Origin of the sequence: Spiroplasma endosymbiont of Polydrusus pterygomalis (genome assembly GCF_964030635.1) — a bacterium.
Lineage (GTDB): Bacteria > Bacillota_I > Bacilli_A > Mycoplasmatales > Mycoplasmataceae > Spiroplasma.
The window spans coordinates 59,617-84,821 of the sequence record NZ_OZ034909.1 but is presented as its reverse complement, the minus strand read 5'-3'; the positions used below and the strand labels follow the sequence as shown (position 1 = coordinate 84,821).

Here is a 25,205-nt window from a genome sequence, read left to right as displayed (position 1 = left end):
AATACAAATAAAACAACTTAATCAAATTAAAGATAAAAACAATCAACTTAAAAAAACAGAAAGTGAATTAGCAGAATTAAAAAAAATAAATGTTTATGTGATGCAATTATACAAATAATTGAAGAAAAATAATTAATAAAAATGTATTTGTAATTACAATAGACTTCTTGCGATACATTATTATTTATGCTTAAAAAGCAATTAAAATTTTTAAAAATGCTTATTTTAAAGTTTAATTTAATTTTTTTTATTTTTGTTAGTATCGCAAGAAGTCTATTATTTAACACAACACCCGAAGAATCAACTCTATAATTTGCTTTAATAACTATTTTTATTGGATTTATTTTATCTTCATTATTACTTCTCTTTTGTCTTTTATTTATACTTTCTACTTGTTCTTGTTTTTGATAAAGACTAGCAGCAATTACTGTTGGTATTATATTTCCACTAATTGTTAATACACTTAATAAACTTAAAAGTTTTTTCATTTAATATATTTCATTTCTTAAATTTTTATTATTATTTAATAAGTTGATTTTTTTATTAATAGAAACCTAAATATTTTTATATGTAATCATTTTATCACAAAAAATAAGATAAAATATATCTAAGGAGTAAATCATAATGAAAAAAATAATATCGATCTTATCTATGCTATCTTTATCTACTATAATATCAACCAATATTATCTCTTGTAATTCAAAAAACATAAAAAAAACAAATAATAAACCACATAATAATATTACTAATAAATCAACAGAATCTGAATTTACACCACCAGAAAATAGTAATTGAAAATTAATTAATAATTTTTGAGAAGAAGCAAAACATTCATCAGATAATAAATGATATGTAGGAATTTATATTAAATATGGAAAAACATCTAAAGATGTTACTTATTGAATTAATAAATTTAATAATATTACAAAAATTGGAAGAGATGATTCTTTTAAAGTTTATCGTTGAGATGGTGTTGGTGAACCAACAATACCAACAATTGATAAAAATATAGGTAAAATTATTGATTGAAATAAAAAAACAAAATCTTAATATGAATATGTAAAGAAAAGTTTACATAAAAAATAAAATTTATTTAGGATTGAGTTATTCTGTATTCAACAGGACTTAATCCTTTTTATTTTTTTGTGGTCTAATTTCATTATAAAATTTAATATATTAGACTTATTGCGATACTAACAAAAATAAAAAAATTACAAATAAAAAAAATTAAATTAAACTTTAAAATAAGCATTTTTAAAAATTTTAATTGCTTTTTAAGCATAAATAATAAGGTATCGCAAGAAGTCTAATAAATTCTATTTTTATTGAATATGTAAAGAAAAGTTTACATATTCATTATTTAGTTTCTATTTTTTCGTTTCAGTTTGTAATTTCACCAGTGTCTCTGTTTATTGTTGGTATTGTTGGTTCATCATTTCCATCTCAATAATATAAAGAAATTTTATTTACATCTGAAAAACTTGAATTACCAAATCTTATTCCAGTATTACTATTTAAATTAAAAAGATATATTTTTCTATTTTCATCATTTTTTAATTTTGATATTATTTTAGGATCGCTGCTATATATCATAATATATCATTTACTATTTTTTGTTTCTAATTGATTATAGTTATTAACTAACTTTCAATTACTATTTTCTGGTGGTTGTTGTGGTATAAACTCAGATTCTATTGGTTTGTTATTTTCGTTGTTTGTATTTGATGTTTTACAAGCAATAATATTTGTTGATATTATAGTAGATAGAGATATTGTTGATAAGATCGATAATATTTTTTTCATTTTGATTTACTCCTTATATATATTTTATATGATTTTTTGTTTAAATGTTCGTAGCTTGTGCTTCGTTTTTTGTTATTAATTTTGTTATATTCTTGCATTTTGTCTCCTTTAATTTAGTATGGTAGTTTTTTTTATTAAGGTAATTCATTAATAATTTTTATAACGTAGAGAAAAAAATTACTTGTATTTAGTTTTCTAACAACAGGCAATGAGGCGATAAGCAACATCTTGTTATTTAGGTTAATTAACTATGTTTTTTATCAGAAAAGAGATAGAAGAGAAAGGTGTGCTCTCTCAAATAATTTTAGCAAGGTAAAGTTGAGATAGAAAAACAAATAATATGACTTGGTGGTGGTCCTTACTGGCCAAATAAAAGTGTTGACGCGAGAAATAATTAATTCAATAAGGTAAAGTATTTGTTTTTGTTTGGTTGATATTAGGTTATTTACTTCGTATTTTGACAGAAAACGCCGTATAGCTATTCCTCTTCTTCCGCACTATTTCAAGTCAAAACGTTCAGTTTTTAAAATAAATTCACTTGCACCTTGAAGAGCCTGGTGCTGGCGTTGTGGTTTGTATAACCGCTGCCATCCTCGATGGGACAATGTCTATCGCAAATTTATTTATAAAGTGGCCATCTCTATTTTTATTGTCGTTTGATGTTGACCTTGCACTTATCACGACTATCGCTTAGTTTAAATATAACCAGCGCCGATTTACATTTTTCCTCACGCCCTAATAATGCGCATTGCCTCGGCCGGCTTTTTTATAGTGTTTATTCACTTAGATATGAAGTTATGTGCAATGTTTCTTTTAACTGAGATATATAAATAAAAATTTTTCTAGATTATTATTAATATATAAAGTTAGGAGAAACATTTTTATATGGCTAAAGGTAAAATAAAAGGGTCTAAAGATCATTATTTTGAATTTAAAGAAAAAATTGTTAATGAATACTCAATTAACAATAAATCTTATAGTGAAATAGCAAAAGAATATCATATTAGTTTAGCAACTATTTCAAAATGAGTAAATCAATTTCAACAAAATAAAGAAATTCTAAAAGAACGAAAAAAGCGAAAAGATTTTGAATTAAATAAGTTTAAAAACCCCTTAGAACGTGAAAACTATTTATTAAAAAAAGAAAATGAAAGAATAAAAGCTGAGAATGAAGTTTTAAAAAAGTGCACAGTTTCAGATATGAAGTTATGTGTTTTTTAATAAATGCCAAATTGTAAAGTTAAGTGCAACTAAATTATTTTTCTAACCAAATATTCGATTGGCGAAAGATAATTTAGTATTTTTCTTGGTCTTTGGTTTAAAGACAATATAAATTTATGAACTGCATTTTTAGTAGTATTTGAAAAATTAAATTTTTTAGGAAATTTTTCTCTAATTAAACCATTAGTATTTTCATTAGTACCTCTTTGTCAGGGTGAATATGCATTAGCAAAATAAATTTTCACATTTAAATTTTTTTCAAGTTGTTGTCAATTAGCAAATTCTTTACCACGATCAAATGTTATAATCTTAACAAGATTATTTGGAAGAATTGATAAATAATGGCTAATATTTTCGTTAATAACTTTAGTAGTTCTATTTTCAACTAATATTGCTAAAGTAAATCTTGATGTTCTTTCAACTAAAGTTATTAAACATGATTTACTTTTACCTCGTGATGATACTACGGTATCACCCTCTCAATGACCAAGAGTTACGCGATTATTAACATTAGCATTTCGTTCTTTAATTGATTTACCATTAAATTTACCCTGATTTTCTTGATATTTTCGTTTCTTACCTTTTCTTCTTAAATTTTTATTAGTAACTTTTTCAAGTAATCCAGAATAAATTCAATTGTAAATTGTTTTAAAACTAATAATTCATTCTTTATGAAAATTTTTAATTCTGCCATAAATTTGTTCGGGTGATCAACCTAATAATAATTTTTGTTGTACATATTTTACTAATTCTCTATTTTTAAACTTATGAAAATAAATATGTGATTGTTTTCTATTTTCTGCTTTATTTTGTGCAATTAATGAAAAATAATGATTATTATCTTTATTTCTATTAACTTCTCGAATAATAGTACTAATACTTCGATTAAGATTTTTAGCTATTTCACTAATTTTTATTTTAAACTTCAATTGATTCTCAATATAAATTCTTTCATCTATGCCAAGATGTTTATATCCTATATAAAAACTCCTTGCTTTATTTTTTCTAAAATAAACTTAGCATCATAAAATTTTTATATGAGATTTTTTGCAATTTTATTTACTTGCACTTACAAGTATAATTCAGCAATTAAAAAAATAAAAAAAGATCTAAATAAAACAATAATTCATTCAGATCACGGATATCAATATACATCTAAAGATTATAATAGTAAATGTTTAGATAACAAAATTATAATTTCAATGGGTAAAAATTATCATTGTGCAGACAACATTATTATTGAAAGTTTTCATTCATTACTTAAAAAAGGAACAATCCATAATAAAAATTATAAATCTCATAATGAATATATTAATGATGTTAAAAAATGAAATAAATGATATTCAAACCAAAAAGAAAAATATATAATAAATGAAAGTTTGTAAACCTTTTTATTAACACTTACTAAACGGGGTGCAGTCTAAATTATGAACAATGAAATTTATTAATTCAAATTTCATTGCTATGACAATCTAGTAAAGTAATTTCCCGTTTTATTAAAACAACACCCAAAACAGCTTGATATAATCGTCAAAAATTAATGCAATCAAAATAATTAGAAAATACTCAATTAAAATTTAAAAAATTAAATGGCCAAATACAAATCGATGAAACATTTATTAAATAAATCCATAAAGGTAATTTTAAAGATAAATTTGATAAATGAAAAACTCATCTTGATTCATTTTCCACTAACACTAAATGTTGTATTCAAATGGCGGTTGATACTAATAATAATATTTTTGTTCAATCCACTAATACCAAAAGATTACAAAAACAGTGAATTATTGAAAATATGAATAAACAATTAATTAACAAAAATTCCATTATTATTTCTGATATGCAACCATTATATTTATTAGTAGCAAAACAAACAAATTCTACTTTATATGCCACTAAAACTAGGACAAATCCTGATGCCAGTTATCGAAAATTAAATAAAATTAGTAAATTACAAGCAAGTCTTAAAGAAGCCTTAATTCATTATCATGTTTTAGGTTTTACTAACATTCAAAATTATTTAAATCTCTGAAAATGAAAATACCAACACAAAGGTTTAACACCAAACCAACAAGCAACGGTATTATATTTTAACATCTAAAAAAGTTAAAGAACAATAATAATCTTCCACCAAATTCGTTTTCAAATTATCATATTGTAGCTTTAATTTTGTCGAAAACTCTTGATATTTTAACAAAACCTTTATTTTATTGGGTTTTTGATAAAATGGACTTTTTACAAATTTCTATATTTTATAAGGGTTTTTGACTTTATCAAGAGTTTTCGACAAAATTAAAGAAAAAATTTTATCTGTTCAAAGACTTTATATAATATGTTTAACTTTTCTCGTTATAATTTTAATAAAGAAAATTTATTACGAAAAGGTAAAAATAAACCACATAATAAAACAGAAAACCGCGGAAAAGTTAATAATTGTTCGACAATTATTAAACGTAATATTGAATTTCCAAATATTAAAGCAATAAATGTCTTTGGTCATCTAGAAGGAGATACTATAGTTGGTAAAAACCATAAAAAAGCAATTATAACTTTAGCTGATATATGATATAAAACAGCAATCTCGCTAATAACTAATAGTAGAAAAAGCAAAGATGTCATAGAAAGTATAATAAAATTTATTTTAAACAAACCACCCTGGCACAATAAAAACAATTACATTTGATCGTGGTAAAGAATTTAGCAAGTGAAAAAAACTTGAAAATATTTGTAAAATAAAAGTTTATTTTGCTGATTCTGGTTGTACTGGCCAAAGAGGATTAAACGAAAATAATAATGGAATTTTGAGACGAAGTTTACCAAAAGGAATAGATTTATCAATATTTTATCAAGATAACTTAAATAAAATAGCATTGAATTTATTTTCAATGCCAAGAAAATCATTAAATTATAAAAATTCATTGAATTTAATACAAAATATTCAATAAAGTGTCCCAAATAATTTACAATTCAGGTTTTTTAAAATATTTATTAATTGCTTTTGCTACTCCCGAACGACGATAATAAGCGGTTGTATCATCTGAAATGTTTTTAAGATGGTCTTTGGCATTTTCCATTGCAATACCAACACCAGCTCATTTTAACATTTCATAATCATTTGAACCATCTCCCATTGCAATAACTTCTGATGGTTGAATATTATAAATTTGAGCCAGATACTCTAAAGCATCTTTTTTGTCGCTTCCTTTTGGACTAATTTCTAAGTTTAAACTTTGGTTTGGTAAGTACGACCAATCAAAAATATTAAATTCATATTTTACTAAAATTTTTGTTTTAAAGTTTAAAACATTTTCTTTTTTACCACTAACAACAAATTTATAAGCCCGATCTTGCAAAGTAGATGGATTATGAATTAATTTTCTTTTTCGTTTCGTGTGAAAACTCATTCATTTAACCATTAAACTATGTTTTGTATTAACATAAGCTAAATGTTCATTATCAACCGAATAAGCTCATAATTGCACTTTACATTCATTAACCATATTAAAAACATTAATTAATTCAGCATTTGAAAAAACAGTTTGTTGCAGAATTTTCTCTTTTGCAAAATCATAAATTACGCCTCCGTTGAAAGCAATTATGGGCATCTTTTTTTCAATAACACCTAATTTTTTGGCAACTTTGCGAAGTGCACCAATACTACGGCCAGTCGCAATAATTACTTTAACCCTCTTGGCCATTGCTCACTTAATTGCCGTTATATTTTGGTTTGAAATTCGATTTCTCCTTGCTGTTGTGCCATCTAAATCAAGAGCTATTAACTTATATTCCATTAGTTTTTCTCCTTTTGTTTCTTGTAAATTAATTATACCTGAATTGTAAATATATTTGGGACACTTTATTTTTAATTTTGTAGAAAACAAAAAACACAATAAAAGTAAACCACTGCCAACGCCGAAAAAGTAACCTAATCTTTGAATTACTGATTTTATTGAATTAATTAATATTATTCCAATAAGGATTATTCCGATAAAAGACAACGAAAAAACAGTTAAAATAATTTCGACGTTTTGAATTGAAGTTAAACTAGCATGTAAACTAATTTGAATTCATCGAAAAAAGCTGCCATAAAATTTTTCAATTTTGCTATTAATAAATTTTTTAATTAATAGCAACAAGGTTGAAATAATAAGAAAGTGTAGTAATGTTATCATTAATAAATAAATACTCAAATTAGAAATTGTTTTTGTAAATCTGTTCATCGGACACTCTCTCCTTTATTATTTTCATAGTGATTTTAATAAAACCTGAATTGTAAAAATTCATTGGATTTAATACAAAATATTCAATAGACTTCTTGCATAACCTATAAAAATAATAAAACATTAATTATGACCTTTAATATAGTGACTTTAATTTTGTCGAAAACTCTTGATATTTTAATAAAACCTTGATTTTATTGGGTTTTTGATAAAATATAATTCTTGCGATACTAACAAAAATAAAAAAATTACAAATTAAAAAAATTAAATTAAACTTTAAAATAAGCATTTTTAAAAATTTTAATTGCTTTTTAAGCATAAATAACAAGGTATCGCAAGAAGTCTAATAAACGAAAATAATGGGTGTCAATATCTAGAAAAAATTTCGAAAAATTATTTAATTGATAATGTTTGTAATGTATATTGATTATTTCAAGGATGATTTGGTTTTGGTTTATGTGCTTTAGATTTGGGAACTTTGTTTTCAATATTTTTAATAGGAACCAGAATGTATTCTAATAAATTATATATTTGATTGTTATATTTTAAATATAATGTTTCATCAAATGCTTTAATTACTGTAATTTTTGTTTTTGAATTAAAGACTTTTAACTTTTTATTATTATAAGCCATATATTTTTTATTGTTATAACTAATTGATGAACCGTTGTCTGTTTGTCGCGTTGAAGTGATTGATAAAAATAAATTAATTTTGTCATTATTAGGAGCATCAACAAAGACAGAATTGTTATAATCAATAGGAATGGCAAATTGTTTATTGAATTTGGTTATAAATTCTTTTAAGAATGTATTTGCTTCTTCAATAGTGGTTACTCCTGCGAGAATTAATTCATTTTTCAAGCGATCTTGTAGAGTGCTTCATAAACGTTAAATTCGTCCCTTTGCTTGGGGAATTGAAGTAGTTATGATTTCGACACCTAATTCATCACAGCATCGGCTGAATTGAGTAAAGGTGTCTTTTTCTTCGGTTTTATCACTACTTTTTTGGTATGTAAAGATTGTTCGTTTATCGGTATAAAATGTCGTGGGAATTCCATAATTTCGTAAAATTTGATGTAAAACATTATAATAACCTTGTAATGTTTCTTGATAAGCAAAATATAATCCAACAACCGTATTTGTTGTATCATCAATTGCGCCATGTAAAAATCATTTTGGACCATTTGGTCCTAATCAATGATGTTCACTGGCATCATCTTGTAATAGTTCGCCGAAACATTTTCGACGTTCTCTTAAAGGGTGGGTTTTATCTTTTTTCTTTATTTTTTGCTTTCGAGGTGTTTTAATTTGATTTAAGGACATTAATTTGTATAAAACTAAATATGAAATTTTTATTTCTTCATTTTCGATTAATTTTTCTTTGAAATGAGTAAAATTAAAGCCAATATATTTAGTTTTATATAAATTTATAATCTTTTCACAAATTTGTGGATTTGTTTTATTGTGAGCTATCCTTCCACGAGAATGTTGAGCAAATGATTGACTATTTTGTGGATCATAAAGTTTTATAAGTTGTTCAATGCGACGAATTGATAAGTGTAAAATATTTGCAGCTCTTTGCTTTGATATTTTATTGTTAATAATTTTTTCAATTGTTTTGTATTTATGTTGTTCTTTCATTGTTAGTTTTCTTTCCATTGTTATCACCATTTTTAATTTTAAATGGTTGCGAAATTTTTGATAGATAACTATTACGAAATTATCACAAGATAAGGACATACGAAAATAATGGGTTTTACCACAAGCAAAATTTGTTACAATAATAGTTTTGCTTTCTTTTTCGAGGATTATTTGTGTTTTGATAATATGCTTTTTCTTTTTTCCGGAATAGTATTTTTTTTGTCTTTTTTTGGGCGTTGGATGGCTGTTTCGGTTGCATCAATAATAATTGTTTTATCATTAAAATATTTATTTATTAATGTTTTTTGCTCATCAAGTTGTTGAAAGTCAGGGTGTTTAATTAAAGTGTTTTCAATTAATTTGATATTACGATAACAATTACTCTCACTAATGCCAAAAATTTTGCCAAGATGAAAATAAGTGCGGTATTCTCTTCAATATGATAAAGTCATTAATAAACGATTTTCTAATGATAATTTATTAGCTTTTCCGCCTTTTTTAAATTTTTTTAACTCGGCTTCTTTTAAAATATAGACTGCACCCAAAAAAGTAAGTAAATAAAAAAAGTCTTTGCTAAACTTTTAAAGGAGGTGCATTTTTATATGGCAAGAAAAGGACAAAAATTTAATAAATATACAGCAGATTTTCGAAAAAGGATAGGACAAGAGGTTAAAAATAATAGTATAAGTTTTATTGCAAAAAAATATGCAATTAATAAAAAAACTGTTTCTTCATGGTATGAAAATTTTAAGAAAGGAATTTTAAACACCAATAAAGGTCAAAAAGAATCATTTGAAAAAAGAGATTTAAACTATTACAAAGTTAGGTATGAATTATTAAAAAAGCTTCATGACTTTTACAATTAAATAAAAGAAAAATTGTATTTTTTATCAAAGAAAACATTAATAAATATCCACTAAATTTATTACTTGATATAACAGATTTAAAGCGTAGTTATTGAGATAAATATAAAAATTATTCAAGTAATGGTAAGGATAGCGAATCATTAAAAAATATTGTAAAAGTCTATGAAGAAAATTTAAAACAATTTGGTTATCGTCGAATTACCAAATATTTAAAAGAAGATTATGGCATTGTTTATAATGCTAAGAAAGTATTACGAATTATGAAAGAGATTGCGTTGCCAAAGTTGGGGAAAATAAAAAAGAAAGTTTTCAGTATAATTAAGTTTGAAAAAAATTAGAAAGAAAACTATCCTATGAATATTATAACTAGAACCCAAGAGTTTTTAAACGAAAATAATAACTCTTTTATTGATTTAATTAATGAAATTAGCCCCAATATCCCTATTACAGCACTATTATCCTATTTAAACAATGAAATTAGTTCTGAAGTAGACTGCAACCAAAAAAGTAAGTAAAGAAAAAAAGTCTTTGCTAAACTTTTAAAGGAGGTGCATTTTTATATGGCAAGAAAAGGACAAAAATTTAATAAATATACAGCAGATTTTCGAAAAATGATAGGACAAGAGGTTAAAAATAATAGTATAAGTTTTATTGCAAAAAAATATGCAATTAATAAAAAAACTGTTGCTTCATGGTATGAAAATTTTAAGAAAGGAATTTTAAACACCAATAAAGGTCCAAAAGAATCATTTGAAAAAAGAGATTTAAACTATTACAAAGTTAGGTATGAATTACTAAAAAAGCTTCATGACTTTTACAATTAAATAAAAGAAAAATTGTATTTTTTATCAAAGAAAACCTTAATAAATATCCACTAAATTTATTACTTGATGTAACAGATTTAAAGCGTAGTTATTGAGATAAATATAAAAATTATTCAAGTAATGGTAAGGATAGCGAATCATTAAAGAATATTGTAAAAGTCTATGAAGAAAATTTAAAACAATTTGGTTATCGTCGAATTACCAAATATTTAAAAGAAGATTATGGCATTGTTTATAATGCTAAGAAAGTATTACAAATTATGAAAGAAAATAATATTCAAGCTGAATATGTAAAGCGTATGCGTAGAAAAATATTAATAAAACAAAATAGAAATAAAAATATAATTAAATATCCTGATTTAGTAAATCGTAATTTTAATGATATTAAAGAAAGATTTTCAATTTTATTTACTGATGTAACTTATTTAATTTGAAATGGTAAAAAACATTATCAATCAACAATACTTGATGGATATACTAAAGAAATTATTGATGTAAAATGATCAAAATTTAATAATAACAAACTTGTAATTGATAATTTAAATGCTGCAATTAATAAAATTAAAAAAATAAAAAAAGATCTAAATAAAACAATAATTCATTCAGATCACGAATATCAATATACATCTAAAGATTATAATAGTAAATGTTTAGATAACAAAATTATAATTTCAATGGGTAAAAATTATCATTGTGCAGACAACATTATTATTGAAAGTTTTCATTCATTACTTAAAAAAGGAACAATCCATAATAAAAATTATAAATCTCATAATGAATATATTAATGATGTTAAAAAATGAAATAAATGATATTCAAACCAAAAAGAAAAATATATAATAAATGAAAGTTTGTAAACCTTTTTATTAGCCAAATTGTAAAGTTAAGTGCAACTAAATTATTTTTCTAACCAAATATTCGATTGGCGAAAGATAATTTAGTATTTTTCTTGGTCTTTGGTTTAAAGACAATATAAATTTATGAACTGCATTTTTAGTAGTATTTGAAAAATTAAATTTTTTAGGAAATTTTTCTCTAATTAAACCATTAGTATTTTCATTAGTACCTCTTTGTCAGGGTGAATATGCATTAGCAAAATAAATTTTCACATTTAAATTTTTTTCAAGTTGTTGTCAATTAGCAAATTCTTTACCACGATCAAATGTTATAGTCTTAACAAGATTATTTGGAAGAATTGATAAATAATGGCTAATATTTTCGTTAATAACTTTAGTAGTTCTATTTTCAACTAATATTGCTAAAGTAAATCTTGATGTTCTTTCAACTAAAGTTATTAAACATGATTTACTTTTACCTCGTGATGATACTACGGTATCACCCTCTCAATGACCAAGAGTTACGCGATTATTAACATTAGCATTTCGTTCTTTAATTGATTTACCATTAAATTTACCCTGATTTTCTTGATATTTTCGTTTCTTACCTTTTCTTCTTAAATTTTTATTAGTAACTTTTTCAAGTAATCAAGAATAAATTCAATTGTAAATTGTTTTAAAACTAATAATTCATTCTTTATGAAAATTTTTAATTCTGCCATAAATTTGTTCGGGTGATCAACCTAATAATAATTTTTGTTGTACATATTTTACTAATTCTCTATTTTTAAACTTATGAAAATAAATATGTGATTGTTTTCTATTTTCTGCTTTATTTTGTGCAATTAATGAAAAATAATGATTATTATCTTTATTTCTATTAACTTCTCGAATAATAGTACTAATACTTCGATTAAGATTTTTAGCTATTTCACTAATTTTTATTTTAAACTTCAATTGATTCTCAATATAAATTCTTTCATCTATGCCAAGATGTTTATATCCTATATAAAAACTCCTTGCTTTATTTTTTCTAAAATAAACTTAGCATCATAAAATTTTTATATGAGATTTTTTGCAATTTTATTTACTTGCACTTACAAGTATAATTCAGCAATTAAAAAAATAAAAAAAGATCTAAATAAAACAATAATTCATTCAGATCACGGATATCAATATACATCTAAAGATTATAATAGTAAATGTTTAGATAACAAAATTATAATTTCAATGGGTAAAAATTATCATTGTGCAGACAACATTATTATTGAAAGTTTTCATTCATTACTTAAAAAAGGAACAATCCATAATAAAAATTATAAATCTCATAATGAATATATTAATGATGTTAAAAAATGAAATAAATGATATTCAAACCAAAAAGAAAAATATATAATAAATGAAAGTTTGTAAACCTTTTTATTAACACTTACTAAACAGGGTGCAGTCTACAGATAATAAACTAACTTCACAAATGAGAATCGTTATTGAAAATGTTTTTACTTTGTTTTTTTATGCGGAATCAAAACATTCCGATGCACTTTTTGCAAGCCTTGATAACCTGTATCAACTATTACTTTGCTAGCTTTTAAAAGCGGTATTTTTGATTCTTTAAATAAACGAAAATCATCGGTTTTACCACAAGCAAAATTTGTTGCAATAATAGTTTTGCTTTCTTTTTCGATGATTATTTGTGTTTTGATAGTATGCTTTTTCTTTTTTTCCGGAATAGTATTTTTTTTGTCTTTTTTTGGGCGTTGGATTGCTGTTTCGGTTGCATCAATAATAATTGTTTTATCATTAAAATATTTATTTATTAATGTTTTTTGCTCATCAAGTTGTTGAAAGTCAGGGTGTTTAATTAAAGTGTTTTCAATTAATTTGATATTACGATAACAATTACTATCACTAATGCCAAAACTTTTGCCAAGATGAAAATAAGTGCAGTATTCTCTTCAATATGATAAAGTCATTAATAAACGATTTTCTAATGATAATTTATTAGCTTTTCCGCCTTTTTTAAATTTTTTTAACTCGGCTTCTTTTAAAATATCTAACATTTTATTAAAAGTATTTTTTTATTCCTGTTAATCGTAATAATTCTTTATCATTAAGAAATTTAAAGTTATCATTTTTCATAGTTTTATACCCTCCTAATTTATATTTTTTATTTTTAATTATATTTTATAGAAATATTCTTAATAAGAAAAACCGGTATCGCAAGAAGTCTATTATATTTATTAGTAGCAAAATAAACAAGTTCTACTTTATATGCCACTAAAACTAGGACAAATCCTGATGCCAGTTATCGAAAATTAAATAAAATTAGTAAATTACAAGCAAGTCTTAAAGAAGCCTTAATTCATTATCATGTTTTAGGTTTTACTAACATTCAAAATTATTTAAATCTCTGAAAATGAAAATACCAACACAAAGGTTTAACACCAAACCAACAAGCAACGGTATTATATTTTAACATCTAAAAAAGTTAAAGAACAATAATAATCTTCCATCAAATTCGTTTTCAAATTGTCATATTGATGATTTTTTTGACTTTATCAATAGTTTTCGACAAAATTAAAGAGGTTTCTTTGTATTTTAGGCAAAAATTATTATATAATATTCAAGAGGTGTATGAAATGGTAATTCTTGCAATTGAAACAAGTTGTGATGAAACTAGTATTGCTATTTTCAAAAATGGAAAAATTTTAGCAAATATTATTTCATCGCAAATTAAAGAACATACGAAATATGGGGGCGTTGTCCCCGACCTTGCTTCGCGATTGCATTTAAAAAATTTTTCATATGTCTTATCGGAAGCTTTAGAAAAAACTAATATTAAGATAACAGAATTACAATACATTGCATACACAGCAAAACCAGGTTTAATTGGAACTTTACATATTGGGAAAATAATAGCTGAAACTTTAGCTAATTATTTAGAGCTTCCAATTTTACCTTTAAACCATTTATATGGTCACGTCTATGCTAGCGCGATCGATAACAATTTCTTATTTCCTCTTTTAGCAGTGCTAGTTAGTGGTGGCCATACTCAGTTAATATTAATGAAAAAACATTTGGATTTTGAAATTTTAGGGTCAACATTGGATGATGCAATTGGTGAATGTTATGATAAGGTTGCTCGGATGCTAGATTTAGGATACCCTGGCGGCCCGATTATTGATAAGTTAGCAGCAGCAGGTGAATTAGGACAATATCACTTGCCGCTGCCATTAAATGACCATAGTTATAATTTCTCTTTTAGTGGATTAAAATCAGCAGTCGCTAATTTAATTGTAAAAGAACAACGCAATACTAAAATTAACCTGTCTAATTTTTGTGCAACATTTCAAAAAACATGTGTTGATATTATTGTGCGGAAAACAAAATTAGCAATTCAAAATTTTCAACCGCAAAAGGTTACGTTAGTTGGTGGGGTTTCAGCTAATAGCGCATTACGAACAGCAATTTTAAATTTGGCAACACCAAATTTAAAGGTAATTATCCCAAAATTAGAATATTGTACGGATAATGCTGCAATGATTGCTCGTTTAGCAGCACAAGAACTACTGGAAAATAACATAAAAGGAGATTAGATAAAATGGCGTCATTTTTATCAAAATTAGAAACATTCGATTCAAAGAATTTTACTAGACTGCACCCAAAAAAGTAAGTAAAGAAAAAAAGTCTTTGCTAACTTTTAGACTGCACCCAAAAAAGTAAGTAAAGAAAAAAAGTCTTTGCTAAACTTTAAAGGAGGTGCATTTTTATATGGCAAGAAAAGGACAAAAATTTAATAAATATACAGCAGATTTTCGAAAAATGATAGGACAAGAGGTTAAAAATAATAGTATAAGTTTTATTGCAAAAAAATATGCAATTAATAAAAAAACTGTTGCTTCATGGTATGAAAATTTTAAGAAAGGAATTTTAAACACCAATAAAGGTCCAAAAGAATCATTTGAAAAAAGAGATTTAAACTATTACAAAGTTAGGTATGAATTACTAAAAAAGCTTCATGACTTTTACAATTAAATAAAAGAAAAATTGTATTTTTTATCAAAGAAAACCTTAATAAATATCCACTAAATTTATTACTTGATGTAACAAATTTAAAGCGTAGTTATTGAGATAAATATAAAAATTATTCAAGTAATGGTAAGGATAGCGAATCATTAAAGAATATTGTAAAAGTCTATGAAGAAAATTTAAAACAATTTGGTTATCGTCGAATTACCAAATATTTAAAAGAAGATTATGGCATTGTTTATAATGCTAAGAAAGTATTACGAATTATGAAAGAAAATAATATTCAAGCTGAATATGTAAAGCGTATGCGTAGAAAAATATTAATAAAACAAAATAGAAATAAAAATATAATTAAATATCCTGATTTAGTAAATCGTAATTTTAATGATATTAAAGAAAGATTTTCAATTTTATTTACTGATGTAACTTATTTAATTTGAAATGGTAAAAAACATTATCAATCAACAATAATTGATGGATATACTAAAGAAATTATTGATGTAAAATGATCAAAATTTAATAATAACAAACTTGTAATTGATAATTTAAATGCTGCAATTAATAAAATTAAAAAAATAAAAAAAGATCTAAATAAAACAATAATTCATTCAGATCACGGATATCAATATACATCTAAAGATTATAATATTAAATGTTTAGATAACAAAATTATAATTTCAATGGGTAAAAATTATCATTGTGCAGACAACATTATTATTGAAAGTTTTCATTCATTACTTAAAAAAGGAACAATCCATAATAAAAATTATAAATCTCATAATGAATATATTAATGATGTTAAAAAATGAAATAAATGATATTCAAACCAAAAAGAAAAAGATATAATAAATGAAAGTTTGTAAACCTTTTTATTAATACTTACTAAACAGGGTGCAGTCTATTTTATGAAAAAGTTAAAAAAGAAGCAGAATTAATCAAAAAACAAAAACGCTTAAATGAAATTGATCAAAAATTTAGAGATAAAGGTATTAAATGTCCTAATTGCAAATCTTATCATTGTGTTAAAAATGGCCATAATCCCGAAGGAAAACAAAAATATTTATGCAAAAAATGTCGGGCTAGTTTTGATGCTTTTCGTCATCATTTTACTTATTGAAGTCATTTAAATTATGAACAATGAAATTTGAATTAATAAATTTCATTGTTAGGACAATCTAGTAAAGTAATTTCCCGTTTTATTAAAAAAACACCCAAAACAGCTTGATATAATCGTCAAAAATTAATGCCATCAAAACAATTAGAAAATACTCAATTAAAATTTAAAAAATTAAATGGCCAAATACAAATCGATGAAACATTTATTAAAGAAATCCATAAAGGTAATTTTAAAGATAAATTTGATAAATGAAAAACTCATCTTGATCCATTTTCCACTAACACTAAATGTTGTATTCAAATGGCAGTTGATACTAATAATAATATTTTTGTTCAATCCACTAATACCAAACGATTACAAAAACAGTGAATTATTGAAAATATGAATACAAAATTAATTAACAAAAATTTGCACAGTTTCAGATAACTGAGAATTTTAATTAAAAAATGCTTTCATTTCATATTGAAGTGGTGGCATTTTTAAATTTAAAATTTTTCTTTTTTCATTATAATGAATTATATAATTATCTACAATATTTTTTACTTCTAAAATATTTTTACAGTGTGATAATTCTGAGTTCTCGGTTTTAAGAATTGAAAATCAATTTTCAATCGGTGAATTATCTAAACAATTGCCTCTTCTTGACATACTTATATTTATACCGTGTTTTTTTAATAATTTTTCATAAGCTTTTGAAGTGAAATGAATACCTTGATCAGAATTAATAGTTAATTCACCTTTGATTATTTTTCTTTTAATAATTGCTTCTTTGATACAATTATTTACTCAATTTACTGTTGGAGTTGTTGTTAAAGAATAATTTACTATTAAATTACTAAATAAATCCTTGATTGCAAATAAATATACTCATTCTGTGATTGTTTTAACATACGTAATATCAATTGATCACTTTTGATTAGTTTTTTCAACTTTAAAATTACGTTTTAATAGATATTTATGTCGAATATGTTCATTTGTCATTTTTAAGAAATGATTAATTTTTTTTCTTGTTTTAATTCTTACACTAGAAATTCTATTAGCTAATTTCATATAACGATAAACTGTTGAATTCGACACATTAATTTTTTGCTCTTCCAAAGATAATTTAATTTGTCTGTGTCCTTTAATACTATTTTCTCTATGAATTGCTTTAATTATTTCATATATTGAATAATCAATATTTGGTTGATATTCATCACAATTTTTTGAATATTTATTTCAAGTATCATATGAAATTCTTAATTCTTTTAAATATCATGATAAAGTAATTTTTGAAACTTGCAATTCTGATTTAATAAAAGCAATTTGTTTTCTAATGTTTGTTTTTGTTTTTATCTTTGGAAGAGCTTCAAGCTTTTTTAAAACCTCATTCTCAGCTTTTATTCTTTCATTTTCTTTTTTTAATAAATAGTTTTCACGTTCTAAGGGGTTTTTAAACTTATTTAATTCAAAATCTTTTCGCTTTTGTCGTTCTTTTAGAATTTCTTTATTTTGTTGAAATTGATTTACTCATTTTGAAATAGTTGCTAAACTAATATGATATTCTTTTGCTATTTCACTATAAGATTTATTGTTAATTGAGTATTCATTAACAATTTTTTCTTTAAATTCAAAAGAATGATCTTTAGACCCTTTTATTTTACCTTTAGCCATATAAAAATGTTTCTCCTAACTTTATATATTAATAATAATCTAGAAAAATTTTTATTTATATATCTCAGTTAAAAGAAACATTGCAAATTAACAAAAATTCCATTATTATTTCTGATATGCAACCATTATATTTATTAGTAGCAAAACAAACAAATTCTACTTTATATGCCACTAAAACTAGGACAAATCCTGATGCCAGTTATCGAAAATTAAATAAAGTTAGTAAATTACAAGCAAGTCTTAAAGAATCCTTAATTCATTATCATGGTTTAGGTTTTACTAACATTCAAAATTATTTAAATCTCTGAAAATGAAAATACCAACACAAAGGTTTAACACCAAACCAACAAGCAACGGTATTATATTTTAACATCTAAAAAAGTTAAAGAACAATAATAATCTTCCACCAAATTCGTTTTCAAATTGTCATATTGATGATTTTTTTTATTTTATCAAGAGTTTTTGACAAAATTAAAGAAAATATACTTAAAATTAGGTATATTTTTAATATAAAGAGTTTTCGACAAAATTAAAGAGGGATAATATATTTATTTTTAATTTTTTTGATATAATAATGAGTGAGTATATTTTAAAGGAGGAAATTTAATGGCATCATTTAAAGCTGTTATCGCTGATCTAGTTGGAATGCATGCGCGTCCAGCGGCATTAATTGTCGGAGAAGCAGGCAAATACCAGTCAGATATTACTATTTTTTCAGGAGGAAAGACTGGTAATTTAAAATCAATCATGACTATTATTGCGTTAGGAATTCATCAAGGAGCAGAAGTAAAAATCGTTGCAACTGGTGAAGATGAAGACGCGGCAATTGCCGGGATTGAAAAAGTAATGAAGGACAACAAGATTATTTAGGTTATTTTATTAAATATGCTGAATTATACTTGTAAGTGCAAGTAAATAAAATTGCAAAAAATCTCATATAAAAATTTTATGATGCTAAGTTTATTTTAGAAAAAATAAAGCAAGGAGTTTTTATATAGGATATAAACATCTTGGCATAGATGAAAGAATTTATATTGAGAATCAATTGAAGTTTAAAATAAAAATTAGTGAAATAGCTAAAAATCTTAATCGAAGTATTAGTACTATTATTCGAGAAGTTAATAGAAATAAAGATAATAATCATTATTTTTCATTAATTGCACAAAATAAAGCAGAAAATAGAAAACAATCACATATTTATTTTCATAAGTTTAAAAATAGAGAATTAGTAAAATATGTACAACAAAAATTATTATTAGGTTGATCACCTGAACAAATTTATGGCAGAATTAAAAATTTTCATAAAGAATGAATTATTAGTTTTAAAACAATTTACAATTGAATTTATTCTGGATTACTTGAAAAAGTTACTAATAAAAATTTAAGAAGAAAAGGTAAGAAACGAAAATATCAAGAAAATCAGGGTAAATTTAATGGTAAATCAATTAAAGAACGAAATGCTAATGTTAATAATCGCGTAACTCTTGGTCATTGAGAAGGTGATACCGTAGTATCATCACGAGGTAAAAGTAAATCATGTTTAATAACTTTAGTTGAAAGAACATCAAGATTTACTTTAGCAATATTAGTTGAAAATAGAACTACTAAAGTTATTAACGAAAATATTAGCCATTATTTATCAATTCTTCCAAATAATCTTGTTAAGACTATAACATTTGATCGTGGTAAAGAATTTGCTAATTGACAACAACTTGAAAAAAATTTAAATGTGAAAATTTATTTTGCTAATGCATATTCACCCTGACAAAGAGGTAATAATGAAAATACTAATGGTTTAATTAGAGAAAAATTTCCTAAAAAATTTAATTTTTCAAATACTACTAAAAATGCAGTTCATAAATTTATATTGTCTTTAAACCAAAGACCAAGAAAAATACTAAATTATCTTTCGCCAATCGAATATTTGGTTAGAAAAATAATTTAGTTGCACTTAACTTTACAATTTGGCATATACAAAAATTGAAAAATAATAGATATATCTATTATTTTTCAATTTTTGTATATTTTTGATATTGTTTGTTTCTTGCTTTAATTTTGTCGAAAAATCTTGATATTTTAATAAAATCCTGATTTTATTGGGTTTTTGATAAAATGTATTTCTTGCAAATCTCTATATTTTATAAGGGTTTTTGACTTTATCAAAAGTTTTCGACAAAATTAAAGACTTGAATTTATAATTTATAGTTTGATATAATTTAATAAGGTAAAAAAGGAGTTTTATAAAATGTTTGAAGATACAATAATTGCCCCTGCAACTGCAATGGTTAAACAAGCAATTGCCATTATTCGTATGTCGGGAAGTGATAGTTATAAAATTATTAATAAAATTTTTTCAAAAAAGGTTACTCTCCATGGTAATCAAGTTTGTTATGGTTATTTAAAAGATGGTAACGAAATTATTGACCAGGTTATTTTAGTTTGTTTTGAAAAGCCTAATTCTTTTACCGGAGAAGACATTATTGAAATAAACTGTCATGGGGGCGTATTAGTTACAAACAATATTATTAAGTTATTGTTAAAAAATGGTGCGTGCTTAGCAAACAGAGGCGAATTTTCTCAACGAGCATTTTTTAATGGTAAGCTTAATTTAATTCAAACGGATGCTATTAATAATTTAATCAATGCAACAAATGATACTAGTGCAAAAATTGCTTTAAACAATTTACAAAATAAAAATACGCACTTAATCAGTACTTATCGCGATGATTTATTAGATATTATTGCTAATATTGAAGTAAATATTGATTATCCTGAATATGATGGCATTGGTGATTTGACAACGCAAGAATTAAACCAACAGTTATTAGGGTTAGAACAAAAGATTAATGATTTAGTTAATATTAGTAAAGTTGGGAAAATGATTAATGATGGAATTAATGTTTTAATTTTAGGAAAACCAAATGTTGGAAAGTCGTCATTATTAAATGCCTTAATGAACGAGAATAAAGCGATTGTTTCGGATTTACCAGGAACAACAAGAGATATTGTTGAAGGAAAAATTAATTTGGGGGCCTTAGCATTAAATATTATTGATACTGCTGGGTTACGTGAAACAGTTGATAAAATTGAACAAATTGGAATTGATAAAGCTCGTCAACAAGCTATTAATGCCGATTTAATTTTAATTGTTGCGGATAATTATGCGGATTTAATTAATTTAAATCCAGATCTTAAAGAATTAATTAAAGATAAGGAGTACTTGTTAGTTTTAAATAAAAGTGATTTACTTGTTCCACAAGCTCAAACTGAGAAGTTAGAACAAAATATTCTGCTTATTTCAGCGTTAAAGCGGGATATTAAAGCATTAATTGACAAAGTTTTAAATTTATATAATACAGCTCAGATTACAAAAGATGATCAACTAGTTTTATCAAATATAAAACAAATTTCTTTATTAGAGAAGGTAGCAAATTCAATAAAAAATGCATATAATAATAGTACGAGTGGATTTCCGGTTGATATTATTAATGTCGACTTACATGAGGTTTGAGAAATATTGGGTGATATTCTAGGTAAAAACTATGAAAACGACTTATTAACAACAATTTTTAATAAATATTGCCTAGGAAAATAGGAGGAAAATATGCAAGGAATCTTTGACACACATTGTCATTTAATGTCCCATGAATATGAAAATGAAGAAACATCAGCAATAATTGCTGACGCTAAAATTAGTGGCATATATTGACTTAATAACGTTGGATATGATTTAGATTCTAGCCAAGCGGCAGTACGTCATGCCCTGCAGTATGATAATCTTTTTGCAACAATTGGTTTTCATCCAACTGATGTTGCTAAATATGGTGTTTCAGATTTAGAAAAATTAGATCAGTTATTAAATAGTGATAAAGTAATTGCGGTTGGCGAAGTTGGTTTAGATTATTTTCATAAAACTGTTTCTCCAAATTTGCAAAAGCATTGATTTATTAAACAAATTGAATTAGCGAAAGAACATAAGCTTCCGCTTGCGATTCATTGCCGTGATGCATACGATGATTGTTATGAAATATTAAAAGAACAAAAAGTAACACAAGGTTTAATGCATTGTTATAATGGATCAATGGAAATGGCACAAAAATTTTTAGATTTAGGATTTTATCTTTCATTTGCTGGTAATATTACTTTTAAAAATGTCGAGCAATTACGGGAAGTTGCAAAAATGGTTCCATTAAATAAAATTTTAGTGGAAACTGATGCACCATATTTAACCCCCGATCCATACCGCGGGAAAAAGAATTACCCTAAATTTATTATGTATACAGTTAAAAAGTTGGCAGAATTAAAGAATATGCCAGTTGAGGAAATGATCCGTATTACTAATAAAAATGCTCGAAAACTATTTAAACTTGATTAAATTAATTTTTCAATTCAAAATATTAAAAATTACAATAAAAAAATATTAGGTTAACCTAATATTTTTTTGCTTCAATTTATTTTCTTTTTTTACCTAATGATGATAATAATCCTTTTTCTTGGAAATTATATAAACCATTTTCGATGTTTTTCTTAATTGTTTTTTCGAAGATTTTTGTTCCTTCAATAACACAATTTAATGGATCTGAAGCTGTTTTAGTTGGTAATTGGAAGATATCAAAGAAATATTTATCAATATTTCTAATTAAAGCTCCTCCACCGCAAACTGTAATTCCATTTCTCATAATATCTCCCGCTAATTCTGGTGGTGTATTTTCTAATAATTCAATTACTAAGTCTGTAATTTTAGAAAATGCATTTAATAAAACATTTCTTATTTCTTCTGAAGAGATTTTTGCCTCTTTTGGTAATCCTGAAACAATATCACGTCCGTAGATTTGCATTAATCTTTCGTTATGGTATTTAACTAATGAACCAATTAATTTTTTAACATCTTCAGCTGTTTTTTGCCCAATAGCAATGTTATATTCTGAACGAATGTATTTACGAATATCATCATCAAAATGGTTTCCTGCAACTTTAATTGATCTTGAAACTACAATATCACCTGATGAAATAATAGCTAAATCAGTTGTTCCTCCCCCAATATCAATGATTAAATGTCCTTGAGGTAATTCAATATTAATTCCTGCTCCTAAAGCGGCCATTTTAGCTTCTTCTTCGATAATAACTAATTCAGTTCCCATTTCTTTAGCAACATTTTTTAATGCTTCTCTTTCAAGTTCAGTAACTCCACTTGGACATGATAATAATACAATAGCATTTTTTCAAATATTCATCATTTTCATTCTTGAAAAGATATGTTTTAATAAATCTTGTGCAGCTTCCATGTCTGCAATAACTCCATCTACTAATGGTGTTACCATTCTGATATCTCCGTGTGTTTTTCCTACCATATCATAAGCAGCTTTTCCTAAAGCAATTAAACTATTAGTTTTATTGTTATAAGCCATTAATGATGGTTCATTGTAGACTACACCTTGTCCTGAAACATATGCTAAGACATTAGCAGTTCCTAAGTCAAGAGAAATAAATGGTCTAGTTTCTGGTCTCACGTTTTTTCCTCCTTAACAAGTTAATAACTATATATAATCAAATGAATGATTCTTCTAGTAATTTAATTCTTTAACATGCATTGATTCTAATCTTAAAATATCAAAGATGTCTGATTCGAATCTTTTAGTTCCATTAATAACAGCTAATAATGGTTGTTCTCCAATTTTTGATGGTAATTGTAATGTATCTGTAAAGTAACGGTCAATTCCTTTAATTAAGGCTCCCCCACCACAGATTGTAATTCCATTTCTGAAGATGTCACCAGCTAATTCTGGTGGTGTTTCTTCTAACACTTGAACTGTCAAGTCAATAATTCTTGACACTGGTACTTTTAATACTTCTCTAATTTCTTCAGGTGTTACTTCAATTTCTCTTGGTAATCCTGACACAACATCACGTCCGTAAACTTTCATTCTTCTTTCGTCAGGGTATTTTGATAATGACCCAATTTCGATTTTAATTTGTTCTGAAGTTTTTGATCCAATTTCTATACCATATTGTGAACGAATGAATTTTTGTGCTTCATCATTTAAGCAGTTTCCAGCAACTTTAACTGATTTTGATAATACGATATCTCCTGAGGCCATAACAGCAATATCTGTTGTCCCCCCCCCCATATCGATAACTAGGTTTCCAGCAGGTTTGTAAATATCAACCCCACCGCCTAAAGCAGCCATTTTAACTTCTTCTTCAACGAAAATTTTAGATGCTCCTAAGTTCATTGCGATTTTTTTCAAAGCAGCTTTTTCTAATTCAGTAATTACTGATGGACAAGCCAATAACATAATTGAATGTTTTAATTGTTTTGTAATACGTAGTTTTGTAAAGATATATCTTAATTGCGCTTCAGTAGCACGAATATCTGTAATAACTCCATCGACCATTGGTTTAACAATACGAATTGACTTATTTCCTTTTCCGATCATTTTGTAAGCTTCGGCTCCTACAGCAATAATTCTGTTTTCTTTAATTCTGTAAGCGACAATTGAGGGTTCATTGTAAACGATTCCTGAACCTGAAACATATACTAATGTATTAGCAGTTCCTAAATCCATTGAAACGAAAGCCGGTTTTTTTTCACTATTAAATAAAACCATGTAATTTTGTCCTCCTGTTTCTTGTTAAATTAATTAATTAGATTAATATAATTGATTAATCAGTAAAATGAATTGCAAGTCTCTATTTTAATTTCAGACAGAGAATACAATACGTGTTAATTATAACATAAATCCTGCATTTTTCTTTAATTTTGAGATTTAATTTTGTCGAAAACTCTTGATATTTTAATAAAACCTTTATTTTATTTGGTTTTTAATAAAATGTATTTCTTGCAAATCTCTATATTTTATAAGGGTTTTTGACTTTATCAAGAGTTTTCGACAAAATTAAAATTAGGTTTTAAAAGATTGTTATTATAAAATTAACTAGATATACAAATTTGGAATTTGTATCTACACGATGCATAATAAAATCATTTTTTTGTT

Annotated in this window: 31 protein-coding genes and 3 pseudogenes; 23 read left to right on the top strand and 11 right to left on the bottom strand. The window is 24.9% G+C overall.

Annotation, left to right across the window (positions count from 1 at the left end; genetic code table 4):
• Positions 1-624 precede the first annotated feature (624 nt).
• On the top strand, positions 625-1,050 hold the full coding sequence (locus tag ACQH23_RS00525; RefSeq protein WP_425378524.1) for a hypothetical protein: 426 nt from the start codon (positions 625-627) through the stop codon (positions 1,048-1,050).
• Positions 1,051-1,356: 306 nt separating this feature from the next.
• Here ACQH23_RS00525 and ACQH23_RS00520 read toward each other — a convergent pair whose 3' ends face one another.
• On the bottom strand, positions 1,357-1,803 hold the full coding sequence (locus ACQH23_RS00520) for a lipoprotein (protein WP_425378523.1): 447 nt from the start codon (positions 1,801-1,803) through the stop codon (positions 1,357-1,359).
• 885 nt (positions 1,804-2,688) lie between these two features.
• Here ACQH23_RS00520 and ACQH23_RS00515 point away from each other — a divergent pair.
• Positions 2,689-3,024, top strand: coding sequence for a helix-turn-helix domain-containing protein (locus tag ACQH23_RS00515; RefSeq protein WP_425378522.1), 336 nt, complete (start codon positions 2,689-2,691; stop codon positions 3,022-3,024).
• Positions 3,025-3,053: 29 nt separating this feature from the next.
• Here the strand turns inward: ACQH23_RS00515 and ACQH23_RS00510 are convergent, their stop codons facing one another.
• On the bottom strand, positions 3,054-3,953 hold the full coding sequence (locus tag ACQH23_RS00510; RefSeq protein ID WP_425378521.1) for an IS30 family transposase: 900 nt from the start codon (positions 3,951-3,953) through the stop codon (positions 3,054-3,056).
• 108 nt (positions 3,954-4,061) lie between these two features.
• Here ACQH23_RS00510 and ACQH23_RS00505 point away from each other — a divergent pair, with 108 nt between their 5' ends.
• The 3 genes and pseudogenes from ACQH23_RS00505 to ACQH23_RS00495 all read left to right on the top strand — a co-directional run.
• A complete protein-coding gene (locus ACQH23_RS00505) occupies positions 4,062-4,409 on the top strand; it encodes a hypothetical protein (protein WP_425378511.1) in 348 nt (115 codons plus the stop codon).
• Between the two features lie 329 nt (positions 4,410-4,738).
• A complete protein-coding gene (locus tag ACQH23_RS00500) occupies positions 4,739-5,125 on the top strand; it encodes a hypothetical protein (protein WP_425378520.1) in 387 nt (128 codons plus the stop codon).
• Between the two features lie 207 nt (positions 5,126-5,332).
• Positions 5,333-5,969 (top strand): annotated as a pseudogene (locus ACQH23_RS00495) (IS30 family transposase); the annotation flags it as partial.
• A gap of 15 nt (positions 5,970-5,984) precedes the next feature.
• Here the strand turns inward: ACQH23_RS00495 and ACQH23_RS00490 are convergent.
• The 4 genes from ACQH23_RS00490 to ACQH23_RS00475 form a co-directional block, all read right to left on the bottom strand.
• On the bottom strand, positions 5,985-6,815 hold the full coding sequence (locus tag ACQH23_RS00490; RefSeq protein WP_425378519.1) for an HAD family hydrolase: 831 nt from the start codon (positions 6,813-6,815) through the stop codon (positions 5,985-5,987).
• Positions 6,816-7,637: 822 nt separating this feature from the next.
• Positions 7,638-8,105, bottom strand: coding sequence for a hypothetical protein (locus ACQH23_RS00485; RefSeq protein WP_425378518.1), 468 nt, complete (start codon positions 8,103-8,105; stop codon positions 7,638-7,640).
• Between the two features lie 27 nt (positions 8,106-8,132).
• Positions 8,133-8,885 carry an ISNCY family transposase gene (locus tag ACQH23_RS00480; RefSeq protein ID WP_425378517.1) on the bottom strand — a complete coding sequence of 251 codons (753 nt, stop codon included), beginning with the start codon at positions 8,883-8,885 and terminating at the stop codon, positions 8,133-8,135.
• Between the two features lie 167 nt (positions 8,886-9,052).
• A complete protein-coding gene (locus tag ACQH23_RS00475) occupies positions 9,053-9,430 on the bottom strand; it encodes a helix-turn-helix domain-containing protein (protein ID WP_425378516.1) in 378 nt (125 codons plus the stop codon).
• A 57-nt stretch (positions 9,431-9,487) separates the two neighbouring features.
• Here ACQH23_RS00475 and ACQH23_RS00470 point away from each other — a divergent pair, with 57 nt between their 5' ends.
• The 6 genes and pseudogenes from ACQH23_RS00470 (at position 9,488) to ACQH23_RS00445 (ending at position 11,432) form a co-directional block, all read left to right on the top strand.
• The gene (locus ACQH23_RS00470; RefSeq protein ID WP_425378515.1) at positions 9,488-9,751 is read left to right on the top strand and encodes a transposase family protein; all 264 of its coding nucleotides are present in this window, start codon (positions 9,488-9,490) and stop codon (positions 9,749-9,751) included.
• Positions 9,718-10,089 (top strand): IS3 family transposase, encoded by a 372-nt coding sequence (locus ACQH23_RS00465; RefSeq protein WP_425379272.1) that lies wholly within the window; start codon positions 9,718-9,720, stop codon positions 10,087-10,089. Before ACQH23_RS00470 ends, ACQH23_RS00465 begins: the two co-directional genes overlap by 34 nt.
• A 15-nt stretch (positions 10,090-10,104) precedes the next feature.
• On the top strand, positions 10,105-10,266 hold the full coding sequence (locus tag ACQH23_RS00460; protein WP_425378514.1) for a hypothetical protein: 162 nt from the start codon (positions 10,105-10,107) through the stop codon (positions 10,264-10,266).
• A 45-nt stretch (positions 10,267-10,311) separates the two neighbouring features.
• On the top strand, positions 10,312-10,575 hold the full coding sequence (locus ACQH23_RS00455; RefSeq protein WP_425377767.1) for a transposase family protein: 264 nt from the start codon (positions 10,312-10,314) through the stop codon (positions 10,573-10,575).
• A pseudogene (locus ACQH23_RS00450) lies at positions 10,542-10,814 on the top strand (hypothetical protein); the annotation flags it as partial. The gene ACQH23_RS00455 and the pseudogene ACQH23_RS00450, both read left to right, overlap by 34 nt.
• Positions 10,815-10,835: 21 nt before the next feature.
• Positions 10,836-11,432, top strand: coding sequence for a DDE-type integrase/transposase/recombinase (locus ACQH23_RS00445; protein ID WP_425378513.1), 597 nt, complete (start codon positions 10,836-10,838; stop codon positions 11,430-11,432).
• 36 nt (positions 11,433-11,468) lie between these two features.
• On the opposite strand, the gene ACQH23_RS00440 is transcribed toward ACQH23_RS00445, so the two are convergent.
• Positions 11,469-12,368: an IS30 family transposase gene (locus tag ACQH23_RS00440; RefSeq protein ID WP_425378512.1), complete on the bottom strand. Its 900-nt coding sequence runs from the start codon at positions 12,366-12,368 to the stop codon at positions 11,469-11,471.
• Between the two features lie 108 nt (positions 12,369-12,476).
• Here ACQH23_RS00440 and ACQH23_RS00435 point away from each other — a divergent pair, with 108 nt between their 5' ends.
• Complete coding sequence (locus ACQH23_RS00435) at positions 12,477-12,824, top strand: hypothetical protein (protein WP_425378511.1); 348 nt, start codon at positions 12,477-12,479, stop codon at positions 12,822-12,824.
• 86 nt (positions 12,825-12,910) lie between these two features.
• On the opposite strand, the gene ACQH23_RS00430 is transcribed toward ACQH23_RS00435, so the two are convergent.
• Positions 12,911-13,471 (bottom strand): transposase family protein, encoded by a 561-nt coding sequence (locus tag ACQH23_RS00430; protein ID WP_425378510.1) that lies wholly within the window; start codon positions 13,469-13,471, stop codon positions 12,911-12,913.
• Between the two features lie 579 nt (positions 13,472-14,050).
• Between ACQH23_RS00430 and tsaD the strand changes: the two genes are divergently transcribed.
• From tsaD to ACQH23_RS00400, 6 genes and pseudogenes are all read left to right on the top strand, one after another.
• Positions 14,051-15,007 (top strand): tRNA (adenosine(37)-N6)-threonylcarbamoyltransferase complex transferase subunit TsaD, encoded by a 957-nt coding sequence (tsaD, locus tag ACQH23_RS00425; protein WP_425379271.1) that lies wholly within the window; start codon positions 14,051-14,053, stop codon positions 15,005-15,007.
• A 175-nt stretch (positions 15,008-15,182) separates the two neighbouring features.
• Entirely contained in the window at positions 15,183-15,446 is a 264-nt protein-coding gene (locus tag ACQH23_RS00420) for a transposase family protein (RefSeq protein WP_425377767.1), read from the top strand.
• Positions 15,413-15,685: pseudogene (locus tag ACQH23_RS00415) on the top strand (hypothetical protein); the annotation flags it as partial. The gene ACQH23_RS00420 and the pseudogene ACQH23_RS00415, both read left to right, overlap by 34 nt.
• Before the next feature lie 21 nt (positions 15,686-15,706).
• Positions 15,707-16,303: a DDE-type integrase/transposase/recombinase gene (locus tag ACQH23_RS00410; RefSeq protein WP_425378509.1), complete on the top strand. Its 597-nt coding sequence runs from the start codon at positions 15,707-15,709 to the stop codon at positions 16,301-16,303.
• Positions 16,304-16,371: 68 nt separating this feature from the next.
• Positions 16,372-16,593, top strand: a complete 222-nt coding sequence (locus ACQH23_RS00405) for an IS1/IS1595 family N-terminal zinc-binding domain-containing protein (RefSeq protein ID WP_425379270.1) — start codon at positions 16,372-16,374, stop codon at positions 16,591-16,593.
• A 9-nt stretch (positions 16,594-16,602) separates the two neighbouring features.
• Positions 16,603-16,983, top strand: a complete 381-nt coding sequence (locus ACQH23_RS00400) for a hypothetical protein (protein ID WP_425378508.1) — start codon at positions 16,603-16,605, stop codon at positions 16,981-16,983.
• Between the two features lie 9 nt (positions 16,984-16,992).
• Here the strand turns inward: ACQH23_RS00400 and ACQH23_RS00395 are convergent, their stop codons facing one another.
• The gene (locus ACQH23_RS00395) at positions 16,993-18,210 is read right to left on the bottom strand and encodes an IS3 family transposase (protein WP_425378507.1); all 1,218 of its coding nucleotides are present in this window, start codon (positions 18,208-18,210) and stop codon (positions 16,993-16,995) included.
• Positions 18,211-18,290: 80 nt separating this feature from the next.
• On the opposite strand from ACQH23_RS00395, the gene ACQH23_RS00390 reads away from it, so the two are divergent.
• The 5 genes from ACQH23_RS00390 (at position 18,291) to ACQH23_RS00370 (ending at position 22,585) form a co-directional block, all read left to right on the top strand.
• On the top strand, positions 18,291-18,587 hold the full coding sequence (locus tag ACQH23_RS00390) for a hypothetical protein (protein ID WP_425378506.1): 297 nt from the start codon (positions 18,291-18,293) through the stop codon (positions 18,585-18,587).
• Between the two features lie 229 nt (positions 18,588-18,816).
• Complete coding sequence (locus ACQH23_RS00385) at positions 18,817-19,080, top strand: HPr family phosphocarrier protein (RefSeq protein WP_425378505.1); 264 nt, start codon at positions 18,817-18,819, stop codon at positions 19,078-19,080.
• 175 nt (positions 19,081-19,255) lie between these two features.
• Positions 19,256-20,155 carry an IS30 family transposase gene (locus ACQH23_RS00380; RefSeq protein WP_425378504.1) on the top strand — a complete coding sequence of 300 codons (900 nt, stop codon included), beginning with the start codon at positions 19,256-19,258 and terminating at the stop codon, positions 20,153-20,155.
• A 300-nt stretch (positions 20,156-20,455) separates the two neighbouring features.
• The gene (mnmE, locus tag ACQH23_RS00375; RefSeq protein ID WP_425378503.1) at positions 20,456-21,805 is read left to right on the top strand and encodes a tRNA uridine-5-carboxymethylaminomethyl(34) synthesis GTPase MnmE; all 1,350 of its coding nucleotides are present in this window, start codon (positions 20,456-20,458) and stop codon (positions 21,803-21,805) included.
• A gap of 9 nt (positions 21,806-21,814) precedes the next feature.
• Entirely contained in the window at positions 21,815-22,585 is a 771-nt protein-coding gene (locus tag ACQH23_RS00370; RefSeq protein WP_425378502.1) for a TatD family hydrolase, read from the top strand.
• A 76-nt stretch (positions 22,586-22,661) separates the two neighbouring features.
• On the opposite strand, the gene ACQH23_RS00365 is transcribed toward ACQH23_RS00370, so the two are convergent.
• Positions 22,662-23,720 carry a rod shape-determining protein gene (locus ACQH23_RS00365; RefSeq protein ID WP_425378501.1) on the bottom strand — a complete coding sequence of 353 codons (1,059 nt, stop codon included), beginning with the start codon at positions 23,718-23,720 and terminating at the stop codon, positions 22,662-22,664.
• A 54-nt stretch (positions 23,721-23,774) separates the two neighbouring features.
• Positions 23,775-24,818 carry a rod shape-determining protein gene (locus tag ACQH23_RS00360; protein WP_425378500.1) on the bottom strand — a complete coding sequence of 348 codons (1,044 nt, stop codon included), beginning with the start codon at positions 24,816-24,818 and terminating at the stop codon, positions 23,775-23,777.
• Positions 24,819-25,205: the final 387 nt, after the last annotated feature.